Source organism: Actinomadura meyerae (assembly GCF_900188445.1).
GTDB classification, from domain to species: Bacteria; Actinomycetota; Actinomycetes; order Streptosporangiales; family Streptosporangiaceae; genus Spirillospora; species Spirillospora meyerae.
In genome coordinates this window covers 75,690-99,546 of sequence record NZ_FZOR01000028.1, presented here as the reverse complement: position 1 = coordinate 99,546, position 23,857 = coordinate 75,690, and the positions used below count along the sequence as shown (strand labels likewise).

General features: G+C 73.3%; 19 protein-coding genes. 13 read left to right on the top strand and 6 right to left on the bottom strand.

Features of this window, described 5'->3' with window-relative positions:
- Positions 1–71: 71 nt before the first annotated feature.
- Positions 72–851, bottom strand: a complete 780-nt coding sequence (locus CHF16_RS25960) for a hypothetical protein (RefSeq protein ID WP_089328750.1) — start codon at positions 849–851, stop codon at positions 72–74.
- A 153-nt stretch (positions 852–1,004) separates the two neighbouring features.
- On the opposite strand from CHF16_RS25960, the gene CHF16_RS25955 reads away from it, so the two are divergent.
- On the top strand, positions 1,005–2,828 hold the full coding sequence (locus CHF16_RS25955) for an AfsR/SARP family transcriptional regulator (protein ID WP_089328749.1): 1,824 nt from the start codon (positions 1,005–1,007) through the stop codon (positions 2,826–2,828).
- Between the two features lie 69 nt (positions 2,829–2,897).
- On the opposite strand, the gene CHF16_RS25950 is transcribed toward CHF16_RS25955, so the two are convergent.
- On the bottom strand, positions 2,898–5,057 hold the full coding sequence (locus tag CHF16_RS25950) for a (Fe-S)-binding protein (protein WP_089328748.1): 2,160 nt from the start codon (positions 5,055–5,057) through the stop codon (positions 2,898–2,900).
- A 292-nt stretch (positions 5,058–5,349) separates the two neighbouring features.
- Between CHF16_RS25950 and CHF16_RS25945 the strand changes: the two genes are divergently transcribed.
- The 3 genes from CHF16_RS25945 to CHF16_RS25935 all read left to right on the top strand — a co-directional run bounded on the left by CHF16_RS25945 (position 5,350) and on the right by CHF16_RS25935 (position 7,627).
- Positions 5,350–5,949 (top strand): TIGR03086 family metal-binding protein, encoded by a 600-nt coding sequence (locus tag CHF16_RS25945; RefSeq protein ID WP_089328747.1) that lies wholly within the window; start codon positions 5,350–5,352, stop codon positions 5,947–5,949.
- A gap of 125 nt (positions 5,950–6,074) precedes the next feature.
- Positions 6,075–6,725, top strand: a complete 651-nt coding sequence (locus CHF16_RS25940) for a DUF1326 domain-containing protein (RefSeq protein ID WP_089328746.1) — start codon at positions 6,075–6,077, stop codon at positions 6,723–6,725.
- Between the two features lie 134 nt (positions 6,726–6,859).
- Positions 6,860–7,627: a DUF2182 domain-containing protein gene (locus CHF16_RS25935; RefSeq protein WP_179271700.1), complete on the top strand. Its 768-nt coding sequence runs from the start codon at positions 6,860–6,862 to the stop codon at positions 7,625–7,627.
- Positions 7,628–7,645: 18 nt separating this feature from the next.
- Here the strand turns inward: CHF16_RS25935 and CHF16_RS25930 are convergent, their stop codons facing one another.
- On the bottom strand, positions 7,646–8,854 hold the full coding sequence (locus CHF16_RS25930) for an acetyl-CoA C-acetyltransferase (protein WP_089328744.1): 1,209 nt from the start codon (positions 8,852–8,854) through the stop codon (positions 7,646–7,648).
- A gap of 124 nt (positions 8,855–8,978) precedes the next feature.
- On the opposite strand from CHF16_RS25930, the gene CHF16_RS25925 reads away from it, so the two are divergent.
- Positions 8,979–10,544 carry a 3-hydroxyacyl-CoA dehydrogenase gene (locus tag CHF16_RS25925; RefSeq protein WP_245869228.1) on the top strand — a complete coding sequence of 522 codons (1,566 nt, stop codon included), beginning with the start codon at positions 8,979–8,981 and terminating at the stop codon, positions 10,542–10,544.
- Between the two features lie 114 nt (positions 10,545–10,658).
- Here the strand turns inward: CHF16_RS25925 and CHF16_RS25920 are convergent, their stop codons facing one another.
- The 3 genes from CHF16_RS25920 to CHF16_RS25910 form a co-directional block, all read right to left on the bottom strand.
- Positions 10,659–11,861 (bottom strand): hypothetical protein, encoded by a 1,203-nt coding sequence (locus tag CHF16_RS25920; protein WP_089328743.1) that lies wholly within the window; start codon positions 11,859–11,861, stop codon positions 10,659–10,661.
- Positions 11,858–12,490 (bottom strand): RNA polymerase sigma factor, encoded by a 633-nt coding sequence (locus CHF16_RS25915; protein ID WP_089328742.1) that lies wholly within the window; start codon positions 12,488–12,490, stop codon positions 11,858–11,860. The genes CHF16_RS25920 and CHF16_RS25915 overlap by 4 nt, the downstream gene beginning before the upstream one ends.
- Before the next feature lie 90 nt (positions 12,491–12,580).
- A complete protein-coding gene (locus CHF16_RS25910) occupies positions 12,581–15,934 on the bottom strand; it encodes a S8 family serine peptidase (protein WP_143228116.1) in 3,354 nt (1,117 codons plus the stop codon).
- Between the two features lie 170 nt (positions 15,935–16,104).
- Between CHF16_RS25910 and CHF16_RS25905 the strand changes: the two genes are divergently transcribed.
- The 8 genes from CHF16_RS25905 (at position 16,105) to CHF16_RS25870 (ending at position 23,837) form a co-directional block, all read left to right on the top strand.
- On the top strand, positions 16,105–16,824 hold the full coding sequence (locus CHF16_RS25905) for an ABC transporter ATP-binding protein (protein WP_089328740.1): 720 nt from the start codon (positions 16,105–16,107) through the stop codon (positions 16,822–16,824).
- Positions 16,821–17,540 carry an ABC transporter permease gene (locus CHF16_RS25900; RefSeq protein WP_089328739.1) on the top strand — a complete coding sequence of 240 codons (720 nt, stop codon included), beginning with the start codon at positions 16,821–16,823 and terminating at the stop codon, positions 17,538–17,540. The genes CHF16_RS25905 and CHF16_RS25900 overlap by 4 nt, the downstream gene beginning before the upstream one ends.
- Complete coding sequence (locus tag CHF16_RS25895) at positions 17,537–18,679, top strand: sensor histidine kinase (protein ID WP_089328738.1); 1,143 nt, start codon at positions 17,537–17,539, stop codon at positions 18,677–18,679. The genes CHF16_RS25900 and CHF16_RS25895 overlap by 4 nt, the downstream gene beginning before the upstream one ends.
- Positions 18,676–19,350, top strand: a complete 675-nt coding sequence (locus CHF16_RS25890; protein ID WP_089328737.1) for a response regulator — start codon at positions 18,676–18,678, stop codon at positions 19,348–19,350. Before CHF16_RS25895 ends, CHF16_RS25890 begins: the two co-directional genes overlap by 4 nt.
- A gap of 274 nt (positions 19,351–19,624) precedes the next feature.
- Positions 19,625–21,481 (top strand): molecular chaperone DnaK, encoded by a 1,857-nt coding sequence (gene dnaK / locus CHF16_RS25885; protein WP_089328736.1) that lies wholly within the window; start codon positions 19,625–19,627, stop codon positions 21,479–21,481.
- Positions 21,475–22,128, top strand: a complete 654-nt coding sequence (grpE, locus tag CHF16_RS25880; RefSeq protein WP_089328735.1) for a nucleotide exchange factor GrpE — start codon at positions 21,475–21,477, stop codon at positions 22,126–22,128. The genes dnaK and grpE overlap by 7 nt, the downstream gene beginning before the upstream one ends.
- A gap of 88 nt (positions 22,129–22,216) precedes the next feature.
- Positions 22,217–23,389 carry a molecular chaperone DnaJ gene (dnaJ, locus tag CHF16_RS25875; RefSeq protein WP_089328734.1) on the top strand — a complete coding sequence of 391 codons (1,173 nt, stop codon included), beginning with the start codon at positions 22,217–22,219 and terminating at the stop codon, positions 23,387–23,389.
- 4 nt (positions 23,390–23,393) lie between these two features.
- Complete coding sequence (locus CHF16_RS25870; RefSeq protein WP_089328733.1) at positions 23,394–23,837, top strand: heat shock protein transcriptional repressor HspR; 444 nt, start codon at positions 23,394–23,396, stop codon at positions 23,835–23,837.
- Positions 23,838–23,857 lie beyond the last annotated feature (20 nt).

The window sequence follows — 23,857 nt, the reverse complement described above, 5'->3', positions numbered from 1 at the left end:
GGCGCCGTCCGCCCGGCGGGCACCCGCGGCCCCGGGCGCCGCCGGGCGGACGGCCGTTCGGTGGTCGCCGGTCAGTCGAACGCGTTCGCGTCGACGACGCTCCCGGCGGGCGGGCGCTGGACGGTCACCGGCTTCCCGTAGTCGATGTACTCGATGCGGTTCTCCGGGCCGGACGTCAGCGCCAGCACGTACGGCTCCCCCCGCGTCGCCACGTGGATCTCGTCCTCGGTCGAGGCGGTGCCGAGCGTCACCGCGGGCGTTCCGCCGACCGTCCCGGTCTTGCCCGTCCGCCAGGGGCCCGCGGACTTCACGGCCTCGTTGAGCACGGCCGTGCGGTAGGTGAAGGCCGCCAGGTCCTTGTAGCCGTCGGTGGCGCTGGTCGTCTTGAGGTACTTGCCGGAGAACAGCTGCATCGCGCCCTTGCCGCCCATCGACTTCCAGAACGCGTCGTTCCCCTTGAGGTAGACGACCTTGCCGATCCTCGTGATCTCGACGCGCTCGCGCCCCTGCTGGAACCATCCGGTCGACTTCGACTTGCCCTCGTAGCGGAAGTCGAGCGTGAACTTGTCGGTGCCGTCCTCGACCTGCCCGCGGATGCGCAGCGAGCGCGCGCCGTTCGTCGCCTTGCGGGCGCGGCGCAGGACCTCGGCCGCCGGCAGCTTCTCCACCCCGTTGGCCGGCGCCGCCGCGGGACCGGTGGCGGCGCCGGTCGCCGTGGAGCTCTTCGCCGTCGCCGCCGCCTTCTCCGTCGTGCCGGTCTCCTCCGCCGGCCCGCAGGCCGCCGTTCCGGACGCGATCGCCAGGACGAGCACGGCCGACATCCGGCCGGCCCGCAGTCGGTGATGCGACATCCCTGGCCCCCTCTCTCTCACACGCTTCGTGGGACATCGCCCCCGATGTCCACAACGAGCCTGTTCGAGGCGCATGCCGGATCACTGTCGTTATGCTGCGGTCACTGCGTCCGGGCTGCCGAACGGCTGCCGCGGCGCGCCCCGGGCGGGTGAGTGGAGGTGGTCGCGCTGCCGGACGAGGCACCGTCACTGCGCTTCGAGATCCTCGGCCGGACGTCCGCGTGGCGGGACGGGCGGGAACTCGACCTCGGGCCGGGCAAGCAGCGCGCGGTCCTCGCCGTCCTGCTGCTCGCGCCCGGACGGCCGGTACCGACGGCGTCGATCGTGCGCGCGGTGTGGGGGGACGAGCCTCCCGACAACGGCGCGAACGTCGTGCAGAAGTACGTGGCCGGATTGCGCCGCGTGCTGGAGCCCTACCGTTCGCCGCGCGCTCCGGGACGGCTGCTCGTGCTGACCGGCGCCGGATACGCGCTGCACGTCCCGCCGGACGGCCTGGACGCCGAGGTCTTCCAGGACCGCGTGAAGGCGGCCCGGTCCGTGCGGGACGAGGGCGACGCGGCCGGGGCCGAGGCGATGCTGCGCGAGGCGCTCGCGATGTGGCGGGGCCCGGCGCTCGCCGACCTGAACGGCCCGTACTTCGAGGCGACGCGCGACCGCCTGGAGGAGACGCGCGCGGCGGCGCTGGAGGCGTGCGCCGAGGCCGGGCTGGAGGCGGGGGAGCACGCCCGGCTCGTCCCCGAGCTGCTCCGGCTGGTCGCCGAGTTCCCGCTCCGGGAGGGGTTCCGGTACCTGCTGATGCTGGCGCTCTACCGGTGCGGCCGGCAGGCCGAGGCCCTCGCCGCCTACCGGGACGCGCGCGACTTCTTCGCGGCCGAGTTCGGAGTCGAGCCCGGCGAGCGCCTCCAGAACCTGCATCTCGGCATCCTGCGCTCCGACCCCTCCCTGGCCGCCCCGGCCCCTGCCGCCGCCGGCGAGCAGCCGACGCGCGACGAACCGGCTCGTTCCGAACGGGCTACCTCCGAATCGGCGCGTTCTGGCGCGGCGCGCGGCGACGTGATCGCGCCGGCCTTCGTCCCGCCCGATCCGCCGCTCGCCTCCCCTCCGCCGCCCGCGCTGGAGGTGATCCCGTCCGTGCCGGTCGCGGACCCTCCCCCGCACTTACCGCACGCCGACGCGCATGCCGCCCTCGGCGCCGCCCCCGGCCACCATCTCGGGGCGGCGCACGCCTTCTGGGCGCCGCCGCCCGTACGGCGGATGCCCTGGCCGCTGCGGACCGTCCTCGCGGCCCTGCCGGTGGTCACCTTCGGTATGGTGACCTTCGCCCTGGTCGCCTACTACGCGGCGCGGCGGCGCAGCCGCGCACTGGCGCTGACGGCGACCGGCTACCTGGCGCTGTCCGGTCTCGCCTTCATCTGCATCATGAGCACCAACGCGGAGGAGCCGACCCCGTGGGACGGCCCGATCTTCCTCGCGATGCTCATCACGATGTTCGGCGGCGCCGTCCACATGGTGATCCTCACGGTCGACCCGTACGCGTACCCGGGCGGCGCGCCCATGCGGGACGTCCGGCTGGTCGAGCGGCGGGTCCGCAGGGAGCAGGCCAGGTCGCTGGCCGCGCACCACCCGGCGATCGCCCGCGCTCTCGGCATCGGGCGCCCCGACCGGCCCCGGACGTTCGACGACGGCGGTCTGGTCGACGTGAACTCGGCGCCCGAGCACCTGCTCGCCGCGCTGCCCGGCGTGGACCCGCACCACGCGAAGCTGATCGTGCTGGCGCGGGCGGCGCACGGCCCGCTGGTCTCGGTGGACGACCTCGCGACCCGGGACATCCTCCCCTACCAGGTGGTGCACGCCCTGCGCGACATGCTCATCGCCGTCCCGAACGCCGCCGACGCGGCCGGCGCGGCCGGGGCGCGGGACGCCGCCTCCCCAGAGCCGGCGCCGTCCTCGCCCGTGGAGCCCGCCCCCGGCCCCTGACCCCGAAGACGGGAAGGACCCCGAGCCCTGCGGGGCCCGGGGTCCTTCCCGGTGCTTCGTGCGCGCGCCCTACTCGGCGGCGACGGGCTCCTTCTCCTCGGCGGCCCTGCCGCCGTCGTCGCCCTTGATGGAGCGGATGAGGAGCTGGGAGACGTCGACGACCTCCAGCGACTCCTTGGCGGCGCCCTCGTTCTTCTTCTCGTTGATGGCGTCGCCGAGCATCACCAGGCAGAACGGGCAGGCGGTGGAGACGGTGTCGGGGTTGGTCTCCAGGGCCTCGTCCACGCGCTCGGTGTTGATGCGCTTGCCGATGCGCTCTTCCATCCACATCCGCGCGCCGCCGGCGCCGCAGCAGAAGCCGCGGTCCTTGTGCCGGTGCATCTCCTGGGTCTTGACGCCCGGGACGGTCGCCATGATGTCGCGCGGCTGCTTGTAGACCTTGTTGTGGCGGCCCAGGAAGCAGGGGTCGTGGTAGGTGATGTTCTCCTCGATCGGGGTGACCGGGGTGAGCTTGCCCGACTCGACCAGGTGCGCCAGCAGCTGGGTGTGGTGGACGACCTCGTAGTTCCCGCCGATCTGCGGGTACTCGTTGGCCAGGGTGTTGAAGCAGTGCGGGCAGGTCGCCACGATCTTCTTCACCCCCGCGTCGTTGAGGGTCTCCACGTTCTGCTGGCCGAGCATCTGGAAGACGAACTCCATGCCCAGGCGGCGGGCCGGGTCACCGGTGCACGCCTCCATCGGCCCGAGCACCGCGAACTTCACGCCCGCGATGTGCAGCAGCTCGGCGACGGCCTTGGTGGTCTTCTTGGCCCGGTCCTCCAGCGCGCCGGCGCAGCCGACCCAGAACAGGTACTCGGTGTCCTCGGAGACCTTGTCGTCGACGACCTCGACCTCGAAGTCCAGCTCCTCGATCCACTCGAGGCGCTTCATCTCCGACATGCCCCACGGGTTGCCCTTGTTCTCCAGGTTCTTCAGCATCACGCCGGCCTCGGAGGGGAACGAGGACTCGATCATGACCTGGAAGCGGCGCATGTCCAGGATGTGGTCGATGTGCTCGATGTCGACCGGGCACTGCTCCACGCAGGCGCCGCAGTTGGTGCACGACCACAGCACGTCGGGGTGGATGACGCCGTCGTCGCCGACGAGCGCCTTGTCGACCTCCATGGCGAGCTTCTGCTCGTCGGTGAACTTCTCCCGCTGCTCCTCGGAGGCGGTGAAGTAGGGGGCCTTGGCCAGCGCGTGGTCGCGCAGCTCCAGGATGACCATCTTCGGCGACAGCGGCTTGCCGGTGTTCCAGGCGGGGCACTGGGACTGGCAGCGACCGCACTCGGTGCAGGTCGCCATGTCGAGGAAGCCCTTCCAGGTGAAGTCCTCGATCTTGCCGCGGCCGAAGACGTCCTCGTCGGGGTCGGCCTCCTCGAAGTCGAGCGGCTTGCCGCCCGACATCATCGGCTGCGCGGCGCCCAGGCCGTCCGGCTGCCGCTTGAACATGACGTTCAGCGGGGCCAGGAAGATGTGCAGGTGCTTGGAGTGGACGACGAACACCAGGAAGACCAGCGCGACGCCGATGTGCAGCAGCAGGCCGACCGACTCCAGCACCTCCAGGGTGCCGTCGCTGATGCCGTCGCCGAACAGCTGCCCGACCAGGTAGGAGAAGTACCCGGCCTTGCCGTAGCCGAAGTTGTCGCGCGCGACCTCGACGCCCCGGAAGAAGAACATCGTCCAGATCACGTTGAAGATCATGAACAGCGTGATCCACGCGCCGGACAGGTGCGAGCCCTTGAACCGCGACTTGCGGCCGATCCGCTTCGGCGAGTTCTTCACCCGGATCGCGGTGAACACGATCAGGCCGGCGAGGCACGCCAGCGCGATGGTGTCCTGCACGAACCCGATCGGCCCCCAGGTCTGCAGGCCCGGGATGTGCGCCTCCAGCCCGAACAGCAGCTGGACGGCCGCCTCCAGGTAGACCGTCGCGAGCAGGAAGAACGCCCACATGACCGCGAAGTGCGCGGCGCCGGCCACGGTCCACTTCAGCAGCTTGCGCTGCCCCAGGACCTCCACCGCCTGGCCTTCGACGGCCTTCTTCGGCTCCCGCTTGAGCTGCAGCGTCCGCTCAGGGTCGGGCTGCCCGCTCTTGGCGATGGTGTACAGGAACAGCACCCGCCGCGCGGCGAGCGCCAAAGCGACCGCCGTACCGGCGAGCCCGATGACCAACGTGATCCAGAACACTGTTCCGTCCTCCTGGGGTACGGGTGCTGGCAGTCAGCGTAGGGCTCGCGACAGACTGCTCTTCACCCGGGGCCCGAATACTACTCGGTAGTAGCTTATGCGTCACCTGCGCTGGTCAGGACGCTCCCGGCCCCTTCCCGGCGCCCGGAAGCGTCACGACCCGCGGCCGTGCCGCCCGTCCACCTTAGAGATCCCGTGCGCCGATGAGTATCGGCGGGTTCCCGAGTCCATACCAGTACGGGCCGTCCGTCCAGGGCGATTCCCAACCACCGGTATGCCGAACGGAGCCTTCATGACCGCCACGCCAGACCTCACACCCGCCACCCGACGGATGGCCCGGCTGCTCGCCGGCGTCCGCGACTCCCAGCTCACCGCCCCGACGCCGTGCGAGGGCACCACGCTCGGCGCCCTGATCGGGCACGTGGACGGGCTGGTCCTCGCCTTCACCCGGGCCGCCGAGAAGAACTTCCCGGAGGGCGGGTCGCAGCCGCCGTCCGACGCGCCGGACCTTCCTCCGGACTGGCGGGCCCGCATCCCCGAGCGGCTCGACGCGCTCGCCGCCGCCTGGCGCTCCCCCGCCGCCTGGAGCGGCATGACCGAGGCGGGCGGGATCACGATGCCGGGCGCGGACGCCGGAAACGTCGCGATGAACGAGCTGGTCGTCCACGGCTGGGACATCGCGTGCGCCAGCGGCCAGCCCTACGAGGCCGGCGCGGAGGAGATCGAGTCGTGCCTCGCCTTCGTCTCCCCGACCGTCGAGCAGAGCGGCGGCAAGGGCGTCCCCGGCCTCTTCGGCCCCGCCGTGCCGATGCGGGACGGCGCGTCGGGTCTCGACCGGCTCATCTCCATGACCGGCCGCGACCCGTCCTGGACGCCCCCCGGCCGCGCCTGACACCGCCGCGCCTGACACCGCCGCCCCGGCGGGTCCCAGGTTTTACCTCCGCTGCCTGGCCGCTGATCAGGCGTTGCGTGAGGATTGTGGGGAGGGTGCGTCCGGTCCCGATCCAAGGGGGGATCATGACCGAGACCACCGAGATACCGCGCTGGCACGTCACCGGCGACTGGTTCGACGTCTGCAAATGCGACGTCCCGTGCCCGTGCACCTTCGCGCAGCCCCCCTCGTACGGCGACTGCGACGGCGTGCTGGCGTGGCGCATCCGTGAAGGACGGTACGGAGACGTCGTGCTCGACGGCCTCAACGTCCTGATGCTCGGCTCGTTCGTGGGGAACGTGTGGGGCGAGCACTCCGACGCCTACGCGGCCGTCTTCCTGGACGAGCGCGCCGACGACGCGCAGCGCGCGGCGCTCGGGAAGATCTTCGGCGGGGAGGCCGGCGGATGGCCGGCCCAGTTGGTGGGGATGCTCGCCCCCGAGGTGCGCGGCATCGAGTTCTCGCCCGTCGCGATCTCGGTCGACGACGACCTCGCCACCTGGAGCGCGGAGGTGCCCGGCCGGGTCGTGGCGCGGGCCGAGGCGCTGACCGGGCCCACGACGCCCGAGGGCGCGCGCGTGCAGACGCTCAACCCGCCGGGTGCGGAGACCGGTCCCGGCCAGGTCGCCACCTGGGGCCGCGCCCTTACTGACCGGGTCGACGCCTACGGGTTCACCTGGGAGTGGGACGGCCGTTCCAGCAAGCACATCCCGTTCGACTGGAGCGGACCCGACTGAGGGGGCCGGCGATGCTGACTCATCCGCGCCACTTCGGCCACGGCCCGGCGCGACGGCGCACACCCGCGGCCGAGCCCGCGCCCCATTCCCCGACCGGTGCCGCGCCCGGTGCCCGCGGGCGGCTTCGGGAAGGCGTGTTCGTCCTCGTCCTCCTCGCGCTGGCCGCCCTCGCCTGGCTGGCGGTCCACTGGCTGGCCATGCCCGACATGGAGGCCGGGATCCTGACCGGCGGCGCCGAGCGCTCCGGGGACGGGATGGCGGGCATGCCGATGGAGCCGTCCGTCGGCGCCGGCCTGTTCCTCGGCACCTGGCTGGTGATGATGGCCGCGATGATGCTGCCCGCGGTGGCGCCGGTGATCGTCCGGATCGACCGGATGATGCGGCGGCGCGGCGGGCGGGCGACGACCGCCTATTTGCTCGCGGCGGGCTACCTGGCCGTGTGGGGAGCGGCCGGGGTGGCGGCATACGGGCTGTTCCTGGTCCTCCAGCCGCTGGCGGCGGCGGGCGACGCGGCGGTCGCCGTGCGGGCGGGCGCCGTGGTGCTGCTGTTCGCGGGCGCCTACCAGCTCAGCCCGCTGAAACGGGCGTGCCTGCGGCTGTGCCGCTCGCCCCTCGCCGTCGTCGTCCGGCACGGCGAGCGGATCGCGGCCGGGCCCCGCGGCGCGGTGATCGCGGGCCTGCACCACGGGGCCTTCTGCCTCGGCTGCTGCTGGGCGCTGATGGCCGTGCTGCTCGCCGCGGGGGTCATGAGCCTGGTCTGGATGGGGGTCGTCGCCGCGGTGATCCTCGCGGAGAAGGTCTGGCGGCACGGGGAGGCGCTGAGCCGGCCGGTCGGCGCCGCGATGATCGTCTTCGGGCTGGTGCTGCTCGCCGCCCCCGGCGCCGCGCCGACGCTGACCTAGCCCGCGCGGGCCGGGGGATCAGACGCGTTCGAAGACGGCGGCGAGGCCCTGGCCGCCGCCGATGCACATCGTCTCCAGGCCGTAGCGGGCGTCGCGGCGGTGCATCTCGCGGGCGAGCGTGGCGAGGATGCGGGCGCCGGTCGCGCCGACGGGGTGGCCGAGGGAGATGCCGGAGCCGTGCACGTTGACGCGGTCCCAGTCGGCGTCCTTCAGGTCCCATTCGCGCGTGACGGCGAGGACCTGCGCGGCGAACGCCTCGTTCAGCTCGATGAGGTCGATGTCGGCGAGGGTGAGCCCGGCGGCGGCGAGGGCCTTCGCGGTGGCGGGGACGGGGCCGATGCCCATCGTCCGCGGCGGCACCCCGGCGCGTCCCCACGCGACGAGCCGGACGAGCGGCCGCAGCCCGAGCTCGGCGGCGCGCTCGGGGGTGGTGACGACGCAGGCGGCGGCCGCGTCGTTCTGGCCGCTGGCGTTGCCGGCGGTCACGGTGGCCTCGGCGTCCTTCTTCCCGAGGACGGGACGCAGCTTCGCCAGGCTCTCCATCGTGGTGTCGGGCCGCGGGTGCTCGTCGGTGTCGACGACCGTGTCCCCCTTCCGGGACGCGACGGTCACCGGGACGATCTCCTCCGCGAACACTCCCGACCGCTGGGCGGCGACGGCGCGCCGGTGGGAGCGGACGGCCAGCTCGTCCTGCTCCTCGCGCCCGATGCCGTACTCGCGGCGCAGGTTCTCGGCGGTCTCCAGCATGCCGCCGGGCACCGGGTGGTTGACGCCCCCGGCGGTGACGCGGCCCTGCGCGAGCGCGTCGTGCAGTTCGAGGGACGGCCCGCGCACGCCCCACCGCGCGCTCGTCGTATAGAAGGGTGCGCTGCTCATGCTCTCGGCGCCGCCCGCGATGACCACGTCGCTGACGCCGGTCTGGATCTGCATGGCCGCGTCCAGCACCGCCTGGAGCCCGGACCCGCACCGCCGGTCGACCTGCGAGCCGCCGACCGAGATCGGCAGGCCCGCGTCGAGCGCGGCGACGCGGCCGATGGCGGGGGCGTCGGCGGTCGGGTAGCAGTTGCCGAGGATCACCTCGTCGATCGCGTCGCCGGGCAGCCCGGTGCGCTCGACCAGGGCGCGGATGACGGTGGCGGCGAGTTCCGCGGGCGGGACGGCCTTCAGCGCCCCGCCGAACCGGCCGATCGGGGTCCGCAGCGGCTCGCAGATCACCGCGTCGCGCATGGTGGCTCCTCCAGGCTGGGGTACCGGGTACCCGGCAGGCTACGGCCTCCGTCCGTGAGGGCGGCGTTCGGGCCCGCGGGCGCGGGAGGGTTGAATGCGGGGAAGCCGGATGCGGTGTAGCCGGATGCGGTGGAGGCGGACGAGCGAGGAGGCGACGGTGGAGGACTGGGCGCGGCGGGTCACGACGATCCGCGTGATCGGCACCGGGGCGATGGGGCGCGGGATCGCGCAGCTCGCGGCGGCGGGCGGGCTGACCGTGGAGCTGGCCGACATCCGCATGGAGGCCGTGGTCGGCGCGGCCGAGTACATCGGCGGCATGTTCGACAAGCTCGCCGGCAAGGGGCGGATGACCGCCGAGGAGGCCGCGGCGGCCAAGGAGCGGCTCCGGCCGGTCGGGGAGCCGCTCACCCCGTTCCAGGACTGCGACCTCGTGGTGGAGGCCGTCCGGGAGGACATGGACACCAAGCGCGAGCTGTTCGCGTCCCTGGAGAAGGTCTGCCCGGAGCACACGGTCCTGGTGACCAACACCAGTTCGCTGCCCGTCACGGCGATCGCGGCGGCTCTGGAGGATCCGTCCAGGGTGGCGGGTCTGCACTTCTTCAACCCGGTGCCGCTGATGCGTCTCGTCGAGGTCATCCCGGGTGCGCGTACGGCGGACTGGATCCCGGGCGCGCTCGCCGATCTCGTGCGGCGCCTGGGTCACGAACCCGTGCTCGCGCCGGACGCGCCGGGGTTCCTCGTCAACCACGCTGGACGCGGCCTGGTGACGGAGGCCCTGCAGATCCTGTCCGAAGGGGTTGCCGAGCCCGTCGACATCGACCGCATCGCGCGGGACGTCCTGGGCCTGAAGATGGGGCCCTGCGAGCTGCTCGACCTCACCGGGATGGACGTGTCGCACCCGGTGATGGAGTCCATCTGGACGGGCTTCTACACCGAGCCGCGGTTCCGTCCGTCCAGACTCGGACGGGCGCGCCTGGAGGCCGGTCTGCACGGCCGCAAGACGGGCGAGGGCTTCTATAAGTACGTGGACGGCGCCAAGCAGGAGCCGCCGGAGGTCACCGTCCCTGCGGTGGAGCCGTGCCCAGTCTGGGTGCACGGAGACGTTCGTGACGGGCTCGGCGCGTTGCTCACCGCGTCCGGGGTGGAGGTCGAGTCAGGCGACGAGCCGTCCGACAGGGCCGTCGCCCTGGTCGCGCCCCTCGGGCAGAGCACGGTCGCCGCCGCCCAGGGGTTGCCCGTAGAGCGGACCCTGGGCGTCGATCCGCTCGGCGAGTTCTTCACCCGGCTGACCGTGGCAGTGCACCCGGGCCTCGACAAGGACGCGGGCCGGGCCGCGCTCGCCGCGCTCGCCGCCACGGGACGTCCCGTCACGGTCGTGCGCGACGCCCCGGCCCCGGTCGCGCAGCGGCTCCTCGCCTCGATCGTCAACGTCGGCTGCGGGATCGCGGAGCAGCGCCTCGCCCGCCCGCGGGACATCGACACCGCCGTCCGCCTCGGCCTCGGCTACCCGCGCGGCCCGCTGGAGTGGGGCGAGCACGAGGGCGCCGACCGCGTCCTGCGGATCCTGCGGGGCCTCCACGGGAGCACCGGCGACCCCCGCTACCGTCCGAGCGCCTGGCTCACCGAACGCGCGGCCCTCGCCCTCCCCCTCACCAAAACCGGCACCGTCCCGTCCGACCTCAGCGCCTGACACGATCCTCACCGCCTGACACGATGCCCTCCGCCCGGACGGCGGGCGGAGGGCATCGGCGGGGGGGCGGTCACGCCAAGGGATAACGGCAGCGCTCACCCCCAGTCGGAGGGATCAGAACGGCAGTTCCGCGGGCGGCTTCGGCTTCGTGTCGGTCCAGCCGGACGACCGGACGGCCACGTAGTTGATGATGAAGCCCGGCTTCATCTCCGCGTACGGGCCGCCCGGCTTGGTCAGCGTGTCCTGGACGGCCAGCACGCCGCCGGTCTTCCCGTCGAAGACGATCACCAGGCGGTGGCCGTAGGAGCCCCGCTCGGCCTTCGGGCCGCCGTACTCGCCGGTGATCGTCGCGGTGCGCTCGGGGGCGGCGAGCGCGACGCCGCCGCGGCCCAGCGGGTCGGCGACGCGGCCGATCGCCGTGATGCCCGGCTGGGACGCCAGCGCCCGCATCAGGCCCGCCCGGACCTTCGGCGGGACGGGGGTGCCGCCGAGGATCGACGACGTCCGCCAGATCCCGGCGGAGGCGGCCTGCGCCTCGGTCGGCCTCCCGGTGCCCTTCTCCGCGGGGGCCCCCATCGCCCGGCGCGCCTCCTCGGCGCTCAGGAACTTCTCGGCGAGCGCGGCCGGGTCGGTCGGGAGGTTCTGCCACTCCTCGGCAGGCTTGCCAAGGAACTCGCCGCCGCCGTCCGGCTCGATGCCGACCTCGGGGCCGTCCGACCGCCACTTCGTGGCCTTGGCGGCGTAGGTGTAGTAGTGGTCGTTCGACCAGACCCGGAACTCCGACGGCGACCCGGCCTTCTTCCAGAGCGCCTCGTCCTGTGCCGTGAGCGGGCGGGCGGGCAGGTCGCGCCCGTAGTACGCCTCGCCGGTGCCCTTCTTCATGCCGGTCCAGTTGAACGACTCGCTCGCCGCGCCGACGATCGCGTACGTGCCGGTCTTCGCCCGGATGATGTACGACTGCCCGTCGATGCGGTCGGTGTACCAGTACTTGCCGGTCGGGGTCAGTTCGACCTTGGCGGCCGCGGCGAGCACCGCCTGCTTGTCGAGGTCGACGCCGCCGGGCGCGTCCGGCGTGGCCGGCGTCCCCTGGCCGGTGAGGGCGACGGCGACGGCCGCGGCGGCACCGGCGGCGACCAGCCCCGCTCCCAGCCCCGCGGGCCAGCCGAGGCCGAACCGCGACCGCCGCCGTCCCGTCCGGGCGGGGCGGCCCGCCATCTCGTCCTCCAGCCGGGCCAGCGCCTTCGCCGTGGTCGTCGCCGACGGGGGCGGGGGTTCGCTCAGCAGGTCCCGGACCCGGTCCATCTCGTTCATGTTCATGCGGGCGTCTCCTCAACGATCAGCGCGGGGTTGGTTCCGCCGAGCGACTCCCTCAGGCGGCGGCGGGCACGGTGCAGGCGGGACGCCACGGTGCCGGTCTTGAGGCCGAGCGCCTGCCCGACCTCCTCGTAGGACAGGTCGGCCAGCGCCACCAGCAGCAGGACGTCCCGGTCCCCGCGCGGCAGCCGGGCCAGCGCGCCGGCGAGGGCCGTGCCCGCGCCGCCGGCGGTGACGCGGGACGTGACGAGGTCCTCGTGGCCGTCGTGGGCGTGCTCAGCCGGGGTGCGCGCGAGCGCCCGGAAGCGGCGGCCCTCCGCGCGCCGGTGCGATCCGATCAGCCGGGTCGCGATGCCGAACAGCCAGGGGCGGACGGTCCCGCGCTCCGGGTCGAACCGGTCCCGCTTGCGGAACGCGGCGAGGAACGTCTCGGCGGCGACGTCGTCCGCCGCGTCCGCGCCGAGCCGCCGCGCCGCGTAGCCGTGGATCGCGGCGAAGTGCCGGTGGAAGATCTCCGCGAACGCGGCGGGATCGTGCCGCGAGCGCACGATCGCCGCCGCGTCCGAGGCGTCCGGAACGTCCGGAACGTCCGGGGCGTCCCCGCCGGGGTCCGGCGGATGGTGGTGGGCCATGAGGGTGATCCTCGCTTGGGGGGAGTGCTCGATTGCTCGGTCACCCCGTTCTCAACCGATGCCCCGGTTCGCCTTCACGCCTTGCCATATCTAGCGCAGGACCCGGTAGGCGCGGATGATGCTCTGGTCGATGCGGCTGCCGCCCGCGTCCTGCGCGCTGACCCGCAGCGACACGGCCTGGCCCTTCACGGGCGGCGGCAGCGGGGCACTGTACCGGCCGCCGCCGAGGTCGGTGACGTCGGCGGGCTGCCAGGTCTTGCCGTCGTCCAGGGACGTCCAGAATCGCAGCCCGGTGACCTTCGCCTCGCCTGAGCCCGCCTCCCGCGCGACGGTCAGCACGGCGGGCTCACCGGCGGGCTGGTTGCGCATGTCGAGGTTCAGGTCGTAGTCGACGAGCAGCAGCGGGAGGTTCGCGGTTCCGTTCCCGCGCGGTGCCCGGGAACGGAACGTCCAGGACGTGGAGGTGCGGGTCGACACCGGGAGGACGGCCGACGCGTCGTTCTCGTACGTCAGCCGGTACTCGGCCGGGCCGGACGGGACGGTGAAGTCGCCGAACGGGCCGTCCTTCTCGCCGAGCTTGCGATCGTCCGCGAACAGTTCCATGTGCCCCTTCACCGGGTGGATCGCGCAGTCGAAGCCGTCCGGGCGGGCCTGGAGGTCGACGAGCGAGATCCGCATGTTCTGCCCGGTGCGGGCCGTGGGGTAGCGGGCGCAGGTGCTGGGCGTGACGCCGGTACCGGAGTAGGGGCCGGGCCGCAGCGGCTGGCGGCCCCAGCGGTGCGCGGTCCGCTCGCCCGGCTTCAACTCCGTGAAGGCCCCCTGGTCGACCCAGTCCTCCTCACCGAACCGGACGAACGCCAGGTCGCCCCAGAGCATGCCGGAGCCGGCCGAGACGTAGTCGGTCCGGGACGTGCCGGGCTCGACGGCGGCGTCCGCCTCGAAGGTGAGCAGGCCCTCCCGGGTCATGCCGTACCGCTTCTCGCTCATGGGCGCGGCCGTGTCGCCGTCGAACGCGGCGAACTTCTGGTCGACGCGGGCCATGCGCCCGAGTTCGGCGGCGGTGACGGTGTGCGCCGGGTTCGCCGGGATCCCGTCGCCCAGCGGGTGGACGATGTCGTACACGGTGCCGGGCGCGGTCAGCCGGAGCTGGGTGGACGCCTTGAACGTCCCCTTCGTCACACCGTCCATCGGCTGGACGTAGACGGGCGCGTTCGCGGGGTCGAAGGCGAACACCGAGTAGTACCAGAGCCCGTCGCCGGCGTCCTGCACCATGTCCGCGGCCGCCATCGCCGTCGCGGTCTCGACGCCCTCGACGCTCGCCTCGACCTTCGCGGCGGCGGCGCCGTCGAGCGTCACGGTCGCGTCCCGGTCGACGGTCACCTCGGGGTCGCCGGCGAGGGCCGAGCGCCAGGTGCCGAAGTCGTCCACGTTGCCGAGCACCGCGTAGCGGCCGGCGGGCACGCGGAGCTTCGCGTCGCCCTCGGGGCCGGCCTCGACCCACTCGTAGTACAGCGAGTGGTCATCGAGGTTGACCACGGTGGCGGAGGCGGAGAAGTTCGCGGGATCGGTGTCCGGCAGCGGCGTGGCCTTGACCGTCAGGGTGTGCGTCGGGGGCTCGACATAGAACGTCACGGGCGTTTCCAGGGTCGCGCCGCCTCCCTTCGCCGTGACCACGGCCGTGTAGAGGCCGGGACGGTCGGCGACACGCGACGCCTCCACCGTCAGCGGCACCTTCGCGGTGCCGCCCGCCGGAACGCGGACGCCGTCCGGGACGGTCGCGACGCCGTCGGCGGCACGCCCGTCCCGATCGGTGACCTTGACGCTGAGCCGCAGGTCGACGGGACGCCCGGTGTTGGACGTCCAGCCGATCTCCGCGGACAGCCGGGGATGATCCGGGAACTTCGAGGTCCCGAGCCCGACGATGCCGCCCGCCGTGAGGACGGGGCTGCTCACGGTCTCGCCGATGTCGAGCCGTCCGGCGCCGAGCTGGTAAGCGTCGCCGCCGGTGGCGGGGTCGGCGGTGCCGACGAGGGCCGCCTTGATCCGTGCGGGCGTCCAATCGGGGTGCTTCGCGGCGAGCAGCGCCGCCGCGCCCGCGACGTGCGGCGCGGCCATCGACGTGCCCGACATCCGCGTGTAGTGCGCCCCGGTCGGGGTGCCCTCCGCGGTGCCCGCGGCGCGGGCGGCCTCGATGTCGACGCCCGGCGCGACGATCTCCGGCTTGGCGGTGACGCCGACCGGGCCGCGGCTGGAGAACTCCGCCAGCCGGTCGCGGGCGTCGACCGCGCCGACCGTGAGCGCGGCCTCGGCCGTGCCGGGCGAGCCGACCGACGCGAACACGCCCTCGTTGCCCGCGGCGACGACGAACAGCGTCCCGTGCTCGGCGGTGAGGTTCGCCAGCGCCACGGAGAGGGGGTCGTCGCCGTCGGAGGGGGCGCCACCGAGGCTCATGTTGACGATGTCGGCGCGCGGCGCGGCCCACTGCATCCCGGCGATCACGCTGGAGTCGGTGCCGTACCCGTCGTCGTCGAGGACCTTGCCGATGAGCAGGTCCGCGTCCGGCGCGACGCCCCTGCGCGCCCCTCCGGAGGCGGCACCGGTCCCGGCGATGGTCGAGGCGACGTGCGTGCCGTGCCCGAACCGGTCGACGGCGTCGGGAGCCTCGGAGAAGTTCTCCGTCTCCGCGACCCGGCCCTTGAGGTCGGGGTGCCCGGCGTCGATGCCGGTGTCGAGGACGGCGACCTTCGCGCCCTTCCCCGTGTATCCGGCCCGCCACGCCGCCGGGGCTCCGACCTGCCGCAGGTTCCGGTCCATCCGCTGGGTTCCGGGGGCGGACGGGGCGAAGCTCGCCTTGACCTTTCCGTCCAGCCAGATGTGCCGGATGCCGCCCGTCGCCTTCGGGGACGGGCCGTGCATCGCCGCCAGGCTCTCGCCGAGGCCGGACGCGCCGTCCTTGGGCTGCTTCACGGCCACGGCGCCGATGCTCGGCAGGTCCCTGGCCTCGCCGAGCGTCCCGACTAGCGCCGAAAGGGAACGGGCGCCCTCGTCCCGCTGCACGATCAGCGGCAGGTCCTTGCTGCGCGCGTCGTCGTAGCCCTGCGCGATCAGCGCGGTGACGTCGAATAGCCCGGGGTCGAGGACGCGCCCGACCAGCCCGGCGACGTCGACCGGGGTGACGACGACGTGCCCGTCCGGCCGGATCTCCTTGCGGAACGAGCGCTTCTCCCGGCCGGGGGCGGGGGTCACCGACACGAGCGGGGGCCTGCCCTTGACCGTCCGGACGCTCACGGCGTCCCCGGTCAGCAGGGTGACCTTCCATGCCTTGCCCGGGTCCAGGCCGCCCGCCGGGGGAGGCGCGCCATGCGCGGCCGGTGGGATCGCGGCCAGTGTCCCGGCCGCGAGCAGCAGGCCGAGCAGTGCCCGGCTCCGGCGTCTGTGCGTCATCGAGTCTCCTCTGCGTCGCCGTCCCGCACCGGGACGGTCGATGTTGATCACCCGCAGCGGCCGATCGGGTTCACGGCGGGCCGTCGCGCCGGATGTCATGCCGCGGTCGGAGACCGGGTCTCGACCGTGGTCTGATGACCGGGAGGCGCGGGCGGCCGAGGCTGGGCGCCATGACTGCACAGACGGAAACCGCCCCGGCCATCCGGGTGGAGGGGCTGACGAAGCGGTACGGGCGCCGCACGGTGGTCGACGATCTGACGTTCACCGTCCGGCCGGGCGCGGTGACGGGCTTCTTCGGCCCGAACGGCGCCGGCAAGACGACGGCGATGAAGGCGCTCGTGGGGCTGGCGCGGCCGTCGGCGGGCACGGTGTCGGTACTGGGCGCGCCGGTCGCCGGGATGGTGCCGGACGCGCGCCGGATCGGCGTCCACATCGAGCCGTGCGGCGCGCACCCCGGCCGGTCGGCCCGCGCGCACCTGCGGGTGCTGGCGCTGGCGGCGGGCCTGCCGCGCCGCCGCGTCGACGAGGTCCTGGAGATCACCGAGCTGGCCGGGGCGGCGGGCCGCCGGGTCGGCGCCTACTCGCTGGGCATGCGCCAGCGGCTCGGGCTCGCCGCCGCGCTGCTCGGCGACCCGGAGATCCTCGTGCTGGACGAGCCCGCCAACGGCCTCGACCCGCAGGGCATCCGCTGGCTGCGGACGATGCTGCGCGAGCGCGCCGCGAAGGGCGGCACGGTGCTGCTGTCCAGCCACCTGCTCGCGGAGGCGGCGCAGACGGTGGACGACGTGGTCGTCATCGACCGTGGCAGGCTGGTGCACCAGGGGCCGATCGGCGAGGTCGAGTCGCTGGAGGACGTGTTCCTGCGGCTCACCGGAGGGATGGAGCGATGACCGGCCTGCTTCGCGCGGAACTGCTCAAGTCGGTGACGACCCGCGCCGTGTGGGGGTTCGCGGCCGGTGGGGCGGCCTTCTCCGCCCTGTACGCCGTGCTCATCGCCGAGGCGTCCGGCACGCTCGACGAGGTGGCGGAGAAGAAGGAGGCGCTGTCGGCGCTCCCCGTCCTGCTCCTGCTGTGGGGGCTGGTCGGCGCGGCGGGCGAGTACCGGCACCGGACCGCCGCGCCCGCGGCGCTGGTGGCCCGGCGCGGCCGCGGGACCGTCCTGGCGGTGCGGATCGCGGCGTACGGGCTGACCGGGCTCGGGCTGGCGCTGCTGGTCAACGCCGTCCTGGTCGGCGTGGCGCTGCCGCTTCTCGCGGACCAGCCCGGCCCGGACCTCACGTCCGGCCAGGTGGCCGAGGTCGTGGCGGGCAACGTCGCCGCGCTCGTGCTGTCGGCGCTGCTGGGCGCGGCGTGCGGCGCGCTGATCCGCAGCCCGGTCACCGGGGCGGCGACGATGCTGATCCTGGCCCTGGTGGTGCAGCCCGTGGTGGCCGGGGCGTGGGAGCGGGAGGCGAACCTCTCACCGTTCGGAGCGGCGAACGTCATGACGGGCGGAACCCACAACACGACGCTCACGGCCACGGAGGCGGGCGCGGTGCTCGCGGTCTGGACGGTCCTCGCGGTCCTCGTCGCGGTCGTGTGCGAGCGAAGGCGCGACCTGGCGTGAACGTCGCGGGGAGGATCCGGGCGGTGCGGGGCCTGCGGGCCGCGCACCGCCCGGTGCTGTTCGACATCGCGCTCGCGCTGACCACGACGGTCGTGGAAGTGAGCCTGCTGTTCAACGACGGCACCGGCGCCGTGCCGCTGCCGATCGCGGTGACCGCCCTGACCGGCGCGGCGCTGCTCGCCCGCCGCCGGTTCGGGGTCGCCGTGGTCGCCGTGGCGGTCGCGTCGGCCGCCGCGCTGGCCGCCGACGGGTACTCGCCCGGCGGAGCGCCGGTCGTGGTCGCGCTGTGGTCACTCGCTGAAACACGCGAGCGGCGGGTCTCGCTGACGGTGCTGGTGCCCGTGGTGCTGTTCCTGGCCGCCGCCAGCATCAGCGCCCCGCCGGCGCCGGTCGGGGCGTGGATGCTGGGCGCCTACCTGCAGACGCGCCGCCGCTACGTGCGGGCGGTGGAGGAGCGTGCCGCCACCCTCGAACGCGAACGGGAGCAGCTCGACCTGATCGCGGCGCAGCGGGAGCGCGGCGCGATCGCCCGCGAGCTGCACGACATCGTCGCCCACTCGGTGACGGTGATGCTGATCGGGGTCCGCGGCGCCCGCGACGTCCTGGAGACCGAGCCGCGAGCGGCCGCGCGGACCCTGGAGCGGGTGGAGACCACCGCCGAGCAGAGCCTGGCGGAGCTGCGCCGGATCCTCGTCGTGCTGCGCGGGCAGGACCCGGCGGAGACGCGCCCGCAGCCCTCGCTCGCGGACCTGGACGAGCTGGTCGCGGACTACCGCGCGGCGGGGCTGCCGGTCCGGCTGGAGGTCGCCGGGGAGCGGCCGGAGCTGCCGGGCGGGGTGGAGCTGTCCGCGTACCGGATCATCGAGGAGGCGTTGACCAACGCGCTGAAGCACGCCGAGGCGACGAGGGTCACGGTGGAGCTGAGCTACGGCGGAGCCGATCTGGAGGTGCGGGTGCACGACGATGGGAAGGGGCCCGGCGAGCCCGCGGGCCCCGGTGGGCCCGCAGGCCCCGGTGGGCACGGCCTGGTGGGGATGCGGGAGCGGGTCGCGGTGCTCGGCGGCGAGCTGGAGGCGGGCCTGGCCCCCGGCGGCGGGTTCCGCGTCGCGGCGCGGCTCCCGGTCGGGGAGCGGGCATGACGATCCGCGTGCTGATCGCCGACGACCAGGAGCTGATCCGGATCGGCTTCCGGCTGTTCCTCCAGACGCGTCCCGAACTGGAGGTCGTCGGCGAGGCGGCGGACGGCCGCGAGGCCGTCGCGCGGGCGGCCGAGCTGCGGCCCGACGTCGTGCTGATGGACGTCCGGATGCCCCGCATGGACGGCATAGAGGCCACCGCCCGCCTCACCTCCGCCGACGGGGCGCCGCGCGTGCTGATCCTCACCACCTACGACCTCGACGAGTACGTGTTCGGCGCGCTGCGGGCCGGGGCGTCGGGATTCCTGCTGAAGGACGCGCCGCGCGAGCGGTTGCTGGAGGCGATCCGCGTCGTCCACGAGGGCGAGGCGCTGCTGTCCCCGTCGATCACCCGCCGCCTGATCGAGGACTACGCGGGCCGCGCCGACCCCGTCCGGCCCGCGCCGGACCTGCTGGCCGCACTGACCCCCCGCGAGCGCGAGATGCTCCTGCTCGTCGCGCAGGGCCTGTCGAACCAGGAGATCGCCGCGCGGCTGGTCGTCACCGAGGCCACGGTGAAGAGCCACATCGGCAGCGTGTTCGCCAAGCTCCACCTCCGCGACCGCGTCCAGGCCGTCGTGCTGGCCTACGAGCACGGCATCGTCGTCCCGGGCCGCCGCCCCGACCCCCTCTGAGCGGTGCACGGCACGTCCTTCTCGCGGAGGACGGGTCCCGCCCGGCCCTCCTCCGGCCGGGCGAACTTCGCATCCCGGAAGCCGTGCCGGGAACCGGAATAGGCGGCTCACTCGTCCTGTTGTAGAGGTCGTCAGCAAAGTTGAGCCGGGCCGACTCAAGTCATTTGACACGGGGGCGCCGGTCCGGGCAACCTGGCGACGGAAAGACGAACCGGCCGCGCCCTGGGGGCGACCGGGGCTGCGATTGACACCGGAAACGACGGAGGACGAGAACATGGCACGTGCGGTCGGCATCGACCTCGGGACGACCAACTCGGTCGTCGCGATCCTGGAGGGCGGCGAGCCCACCGTCATCGCGAACGCGGAGGGGTCGCGGACCACGCCGTCCGTCGTCGCCTTCGCCAAGAACGGAGAGGTGCTGGTCGGCGAGGTCGCCAAGCGCCAGGCGGTGACCAACGTGGACCGGACCATCCGGTCGGTCAAGCGCGAGATGGGCACCGACTGGAAGACCAAGATCGACGACAAGGACTTCAACCCGCAGCAGATCAGCGCGTTCGTGCTGCAGAAGCTGAAGCGGGACGCCGAGGCGTACCTGGGCGAGACCGTGACCGACGCGGTCATCACGGTGCCCGCGTACTTCTCCGACCACCAGCGGCAGGCCACCAAGGAGGCCGGCCAGATCGCGGGCCTGAACGTCCTGCGGATCATCAACGAGCCGACCTCGGCGGCGCTGGCCTACCACCTGGAGAAGGAGAAGGAGGCCACCATCCTGGTCTTCGACCTCGGTGGCGGCACCTTCGACGTCTCCCTGCTGGAGGTCGGCGACGGCGTGGTCGAGGTCAAGGCCACCAGCGGTGACAACCACCTCGGCGGCGACGACTGGGACAACAAGGTCGTCGACTGGCTGGTCGAGAAGTTCAAGAACGCCAACGGCGTCGACCTGTCCAAGGACAAGATGGCGCTCCAGCGGCTCCGCGAGGCCGCGGAGAAGGCGAAGATCGAGCTGTCCGGCTCGTCCGAGACGCAGATCAACCTGCCGTACATCACCGCGTCGGCCGAGGGCCCGCTGCACCTGGACGAGAAGCTCACCCGGGCCGAGTTCCAGCGGATGACCTCCGACCTGCTCGACCGGACCAAGGCGCCGTTCCAGTCGGTGCTGAAGGACGCCGGCATCACCGTCGACAAGATCGACCAGGTGGTGCTGGTCGGCGGGTCGACCCGGATGCCCGCGGTGTCCGAGCTGGTCAAGGAGCTGACCGGCGGCAAGGAGCCGAACAAGGGCGTCAACCCGGACGAGGTCGTCGCGATCGGCGCCAGCCTCCAGGCCGGCGTGCTCAAGGGCGAGGTCAAGGACGTCCTGCTGCTGGACGTGACCCCGCTGAGCCTCGGCATCGAGACCAAGGGCGGCATCTTCACCAAGATCATCGAGCGGAACACCACGATCCCGACCAAGCGGTCGGAGACGTTCACCACCGCCGACGACAACCAGCCGTCCGTGGAGATCCAGGTCTACCAGGGCGAGCGCGAGATCGCCGCGCGCAACAAGAAGCTCGGCACCTTCCAGCTCACCGGTCTGCCCCCGGCGCCGCGCGGCGTCCCGCAGATCGAGGTCACCTTCGACATCGACGCGAACGGCATCGTGAACGTCAGCGCGAAGGACCAGGGCACCGGACGCGAGCAGTCGATGGTCATCACCGGCGGCAGCGCGCTGCCGAAGGAGGACATCGAGCAGATGGTCCGGGACGCCGAGCAGTACGCCGAGGAGGACCGCAAGCGCAAGGAGGAGGCCGAGGTCCGCAACCAGGCCGACACCCTCGCGTACTCGACCGAGAAGTTCCTGCGGGAGAACGACGACAAGGTCCCCGCGGACCTGAAGACCGAGGTCAACGACGCGGTCGCCGAGGTCAAGAAGGCCCTGGAGGGCACCGACGTCGAGGCGATCAAGGGCAGCGCCGAGAAGCTCGCGCAGGTCTCCCAGAAGATGGGCGCGGCGATGTACGCGCAGAACCCGGAGGGCGGCCAGCCCGGCGCCGAGGACCACGGCCCGACGGCCGACGCGCAGGGCCCGCAGGACGACGAGGTCGTCGACGCCGAGATCGTGGACGAGGACAAGAAGGGTGATGCATCGTGACGTCCTCCCCCGGTGAGGACGAGGAGAAGGAGGGCCCGGTGATCCGCGACAAGCGGCGCATCGACCCCGAGACGGGCGAGGTCCGGGAGCGGGCGGAGAACCAGCCCGCCCCCGAGGCCGCGGCCGACGGGGGCGCTGGAAAGGTCTCCGACGAGGAGCTGTCCTCGGTCAAGACCCAGCTCGCGGAGCGGCTCGCCGACCTGCAGCGGCTGAAGGCGGAGTACGACAACTACCGCAAGCGGGTCGAGCGCGACCGGGTCGCGGTCCGCGAGCAGGCCCTCGGGCAGGTGCTGTCCGAGCTGCTCCCCGTGCTGGACGACATCGGCCGCGCCCGCGACCACGACGAGCTCACCGGCGGGTTCAAGTCCGTCGCGGAGAGCCTGGAGGCGGTCACGGGCAAGCTCGGCCTGGAGCGGTACGGGGAGAAGGGCGAGCCCTTCGACCCGACCGTGCACGAGGCGCTGATGCACTCGCTCTCGGCGGAGGTGACCGAGACGAGCGTCGTCGACGTCCTCCAGCCCGGGTACCGGATCGGCGAGCGGATCCTGCGCCCGGCGCGGGTCGCGGTGGCCGACCCCGACCCGGACGCCGGCCCGGACGCCGGCACCGGCGAGTCCGGCGAGCGGCCGGGCGACGACGGCGAATGAGCCCGCGCGGGCCCGCCTCCTCCGGGGGGCGGGCCCGGCCGGGGCGTGAGGACATGTGGCAAGTGGCGATAGCGGAAGGCGGGGCGCCGTGAGCACCAAGGACTACCTGGAGAAGGACTACTACAAGGTCCTCGGTGTGGCGAAGACGGCCTCGCAGGAGGAGATCAAGAAGTCATACCGGAAGCTGGCGCGCAAGTACCACCCGGACGCCAACAAGGGCGACGCGGAGGCCGAGGAGCGCTTCAAGGAGGTCTCCGAGGCCTACGACGTGCTCTCGGACACGAAGCGCCGCAAGGAGTACGACGCCGTCCGGTCGATGCCGGGCGGGTTCCGCGGCGGCCAGCAGGGCGGCGGGTTCGGGTTCGACCTCGGCGACCTGTTCGGCCAGGGCGGCACCGGGACGCAGGGCGGCGCCGGCGAGCGCATCGGGGACCTGTTCGGCGGCCTGTTCGGCCGCGGCGGCGGCACCCGCACCACGGGGGGGACGACGCGGCGCGCGCGGCGCGGCGCGGACGTGGAGACCGAGGTGACGCTGTCGTTCGGCCGCGCGATGAACGGCGTGACCGTCCCGATCAAGCTGACCAGCGAGGCGGGCTGCGAGGCGTGCCGGGGCACGGGCGCCAAGGCCGGCACCGTGCCGCGGGTGTGCCCGAACTGCGAGGGCACCGGGCACGAGACCCGCAACCTCGGCAACTTCGGCTTCCAGGAGCCGTGCCACGAGTGCCGCGGCCGGGGCCTCGTCGTCGACGACCCGTGCCCGGTCTGCCACGGCAGCGGCCGCGCGACCGGCACCCGGACGATCCAGGCCCGCATCCCGGCGGGCGTCGCCGACGGCCAGAAGATCCGGCTGAAGGGCAAGGGCGCCCCGGGCGAGAACGGCGGCCCGGCCGGCGACCTGTACGTGAACATCAAGGTGCTCCCGCACCCGGTGTTCGGCCGCAGCGGCGACAACCTCACCCTGACGATCCCGGTGACGTTCCCCGAGGCGGCGCTGGGCGGCGAGATCCGCGTCCCGACGTTCCAGGGCCAGCCCGTCACGCTGAAGCTGCCGGAGGGCACGCCCAACGGCCGCAAGTTCCGCGTGAAGGGCCGCGGCGCGACCCGCCGCGACGGCACGAAGGGCGACCTGCTCGTCACCGTCGACGTGCACGTCCCGCAGAAGCTGGACGAGCAGTCCCGCGAGGCGCTGGCCAAGCTCCGGGAGGCGGGCGGCGGCGAGGAGCTCCGCGCCGACATCCTGCAGCAGGCCAGACAGGAGTGAAGCGATGGACCCGTTCGGTGACGACACTCCGGTCTACGTGATCTCGGTGGCGGCGCAGCTGTCGGGGCTGCACCCGCAGACGCTGCGCACCTACGACCGGATGGGGCTGGTGTCCCCCGGCCGCACGGCCGGCCGGGGGCGCCGCTACTCGATGCGCGACATCGTGCTGCTGCGCGAGATCCAGCGGCTCTCCCAGGAGGAGGGCATCAACCTGTCCGGCATCAAGCACATCCTGGAGCTGCAGCGCGACAACGTGCGGCTCCGGGAGGAGCTCGCGAAGGCGCACGCGGCGCTGGAGGAGCTCGCGAACGAACTGGAATCGACCCGGTCCGTCGCGGCGCGGCTGGCGCAGCAGCGGCGGCACGGGGAGCCGGGCGCGCCCGGCTCCGACCTGGTGCCGATCAGGCACACGAGCGTCGTGGTCTGGCGCGAGCGCAACTCCGAATGAGGACTTCTTTCCACGGGGAC

Coding starts and splice junctions, on each gene's coding strand:
- CHF16_RS25960 (WP_089328750.1), bottom strand. CDS start 851: ATGTCGCATCACCGACTGCGGGCCGGCCGGATGTCGGCCGTGCTCGTC.
- CHF16_RS25945 (WP_089328747.1), top strand. CDS start 5,350: ATGACCGCCACGCCAGACCTCACACCCGCCACCCGACGGATGGCCCGG.
- CHF16_RS25940 (WP_089328746.1), top strand. CDS start 6,075: ATGACCGAGACCACCGAGATACCGCGCTGGCACGTCACCGGCGACTGG.
- CHF16_RS25930 (WP_089328744.1), bottom strand. CDS start 8,854: ATGCGCGACGCGGTGATCTGCGAGCCGCTGCGGACCCCGATCGGCCGG.
- CHF16_RS25925 (WP_245869228.1), top strand. CDS start 8,979: ATGCGGTGGAGGCGGACGAGCGAGGAGGCGACGGTGGAGGACTGGGCG.
- CHF16_RS25920 (WP_089328743.1), bottom strand. CDS start 11,861: ATGAACATGAACGAGATGGACCGGGTCCGGGACCTGCTGAGCGAACCC.
- CHF16_RS25915 (WP_089328742.1), bottom strand. CDS start 12,490: ATGGCCCACCACCATCCGCCGGACCCCGGCGGGGACGCCCCGGACGTT.
- CHF16_RS25910 (WP_143228116.1), bottom strand. CDS start 15,934: ATGACGCACAGACGCCGGAGCCGGGCACTGCTCGGCCTGCTGCTCGCG.
- CHF16_RS25905 (WP_089328740.1), top strand. CDS start 16,105: ATGACTGCACAGACGGAAACCGCCCCGGCCATCCGGGTGGAGGGGCTG.
- CHF16_RS25900 (WP_089328739.1), top strand. CDS start 16,821: ATGACCGGCCTGCTTCGCGCGGAACTGCTCAAGTCGGTGACGACCCGC.
- CHF16_RS25890 (WP_089328737.1), top strand. CDS start 18,676: ATGACGATCCGCGTGCTGATCGCCGACGACCAGGAGCTGATCCGGATC.
- dnaK (WP_089328736.1), top strand. CDS start 19,625: ATGGCACGTGCGGTCGGCATCGACCTCGGGACGACCAACTCGGTCGTC.
- CHF16_RS25870 (WP_089328733.1), top strand. CDS start 23,394: ATGGACCCGTTCGGTGACGACACTCCGGTCTACGTGATCTCGGTGGCG.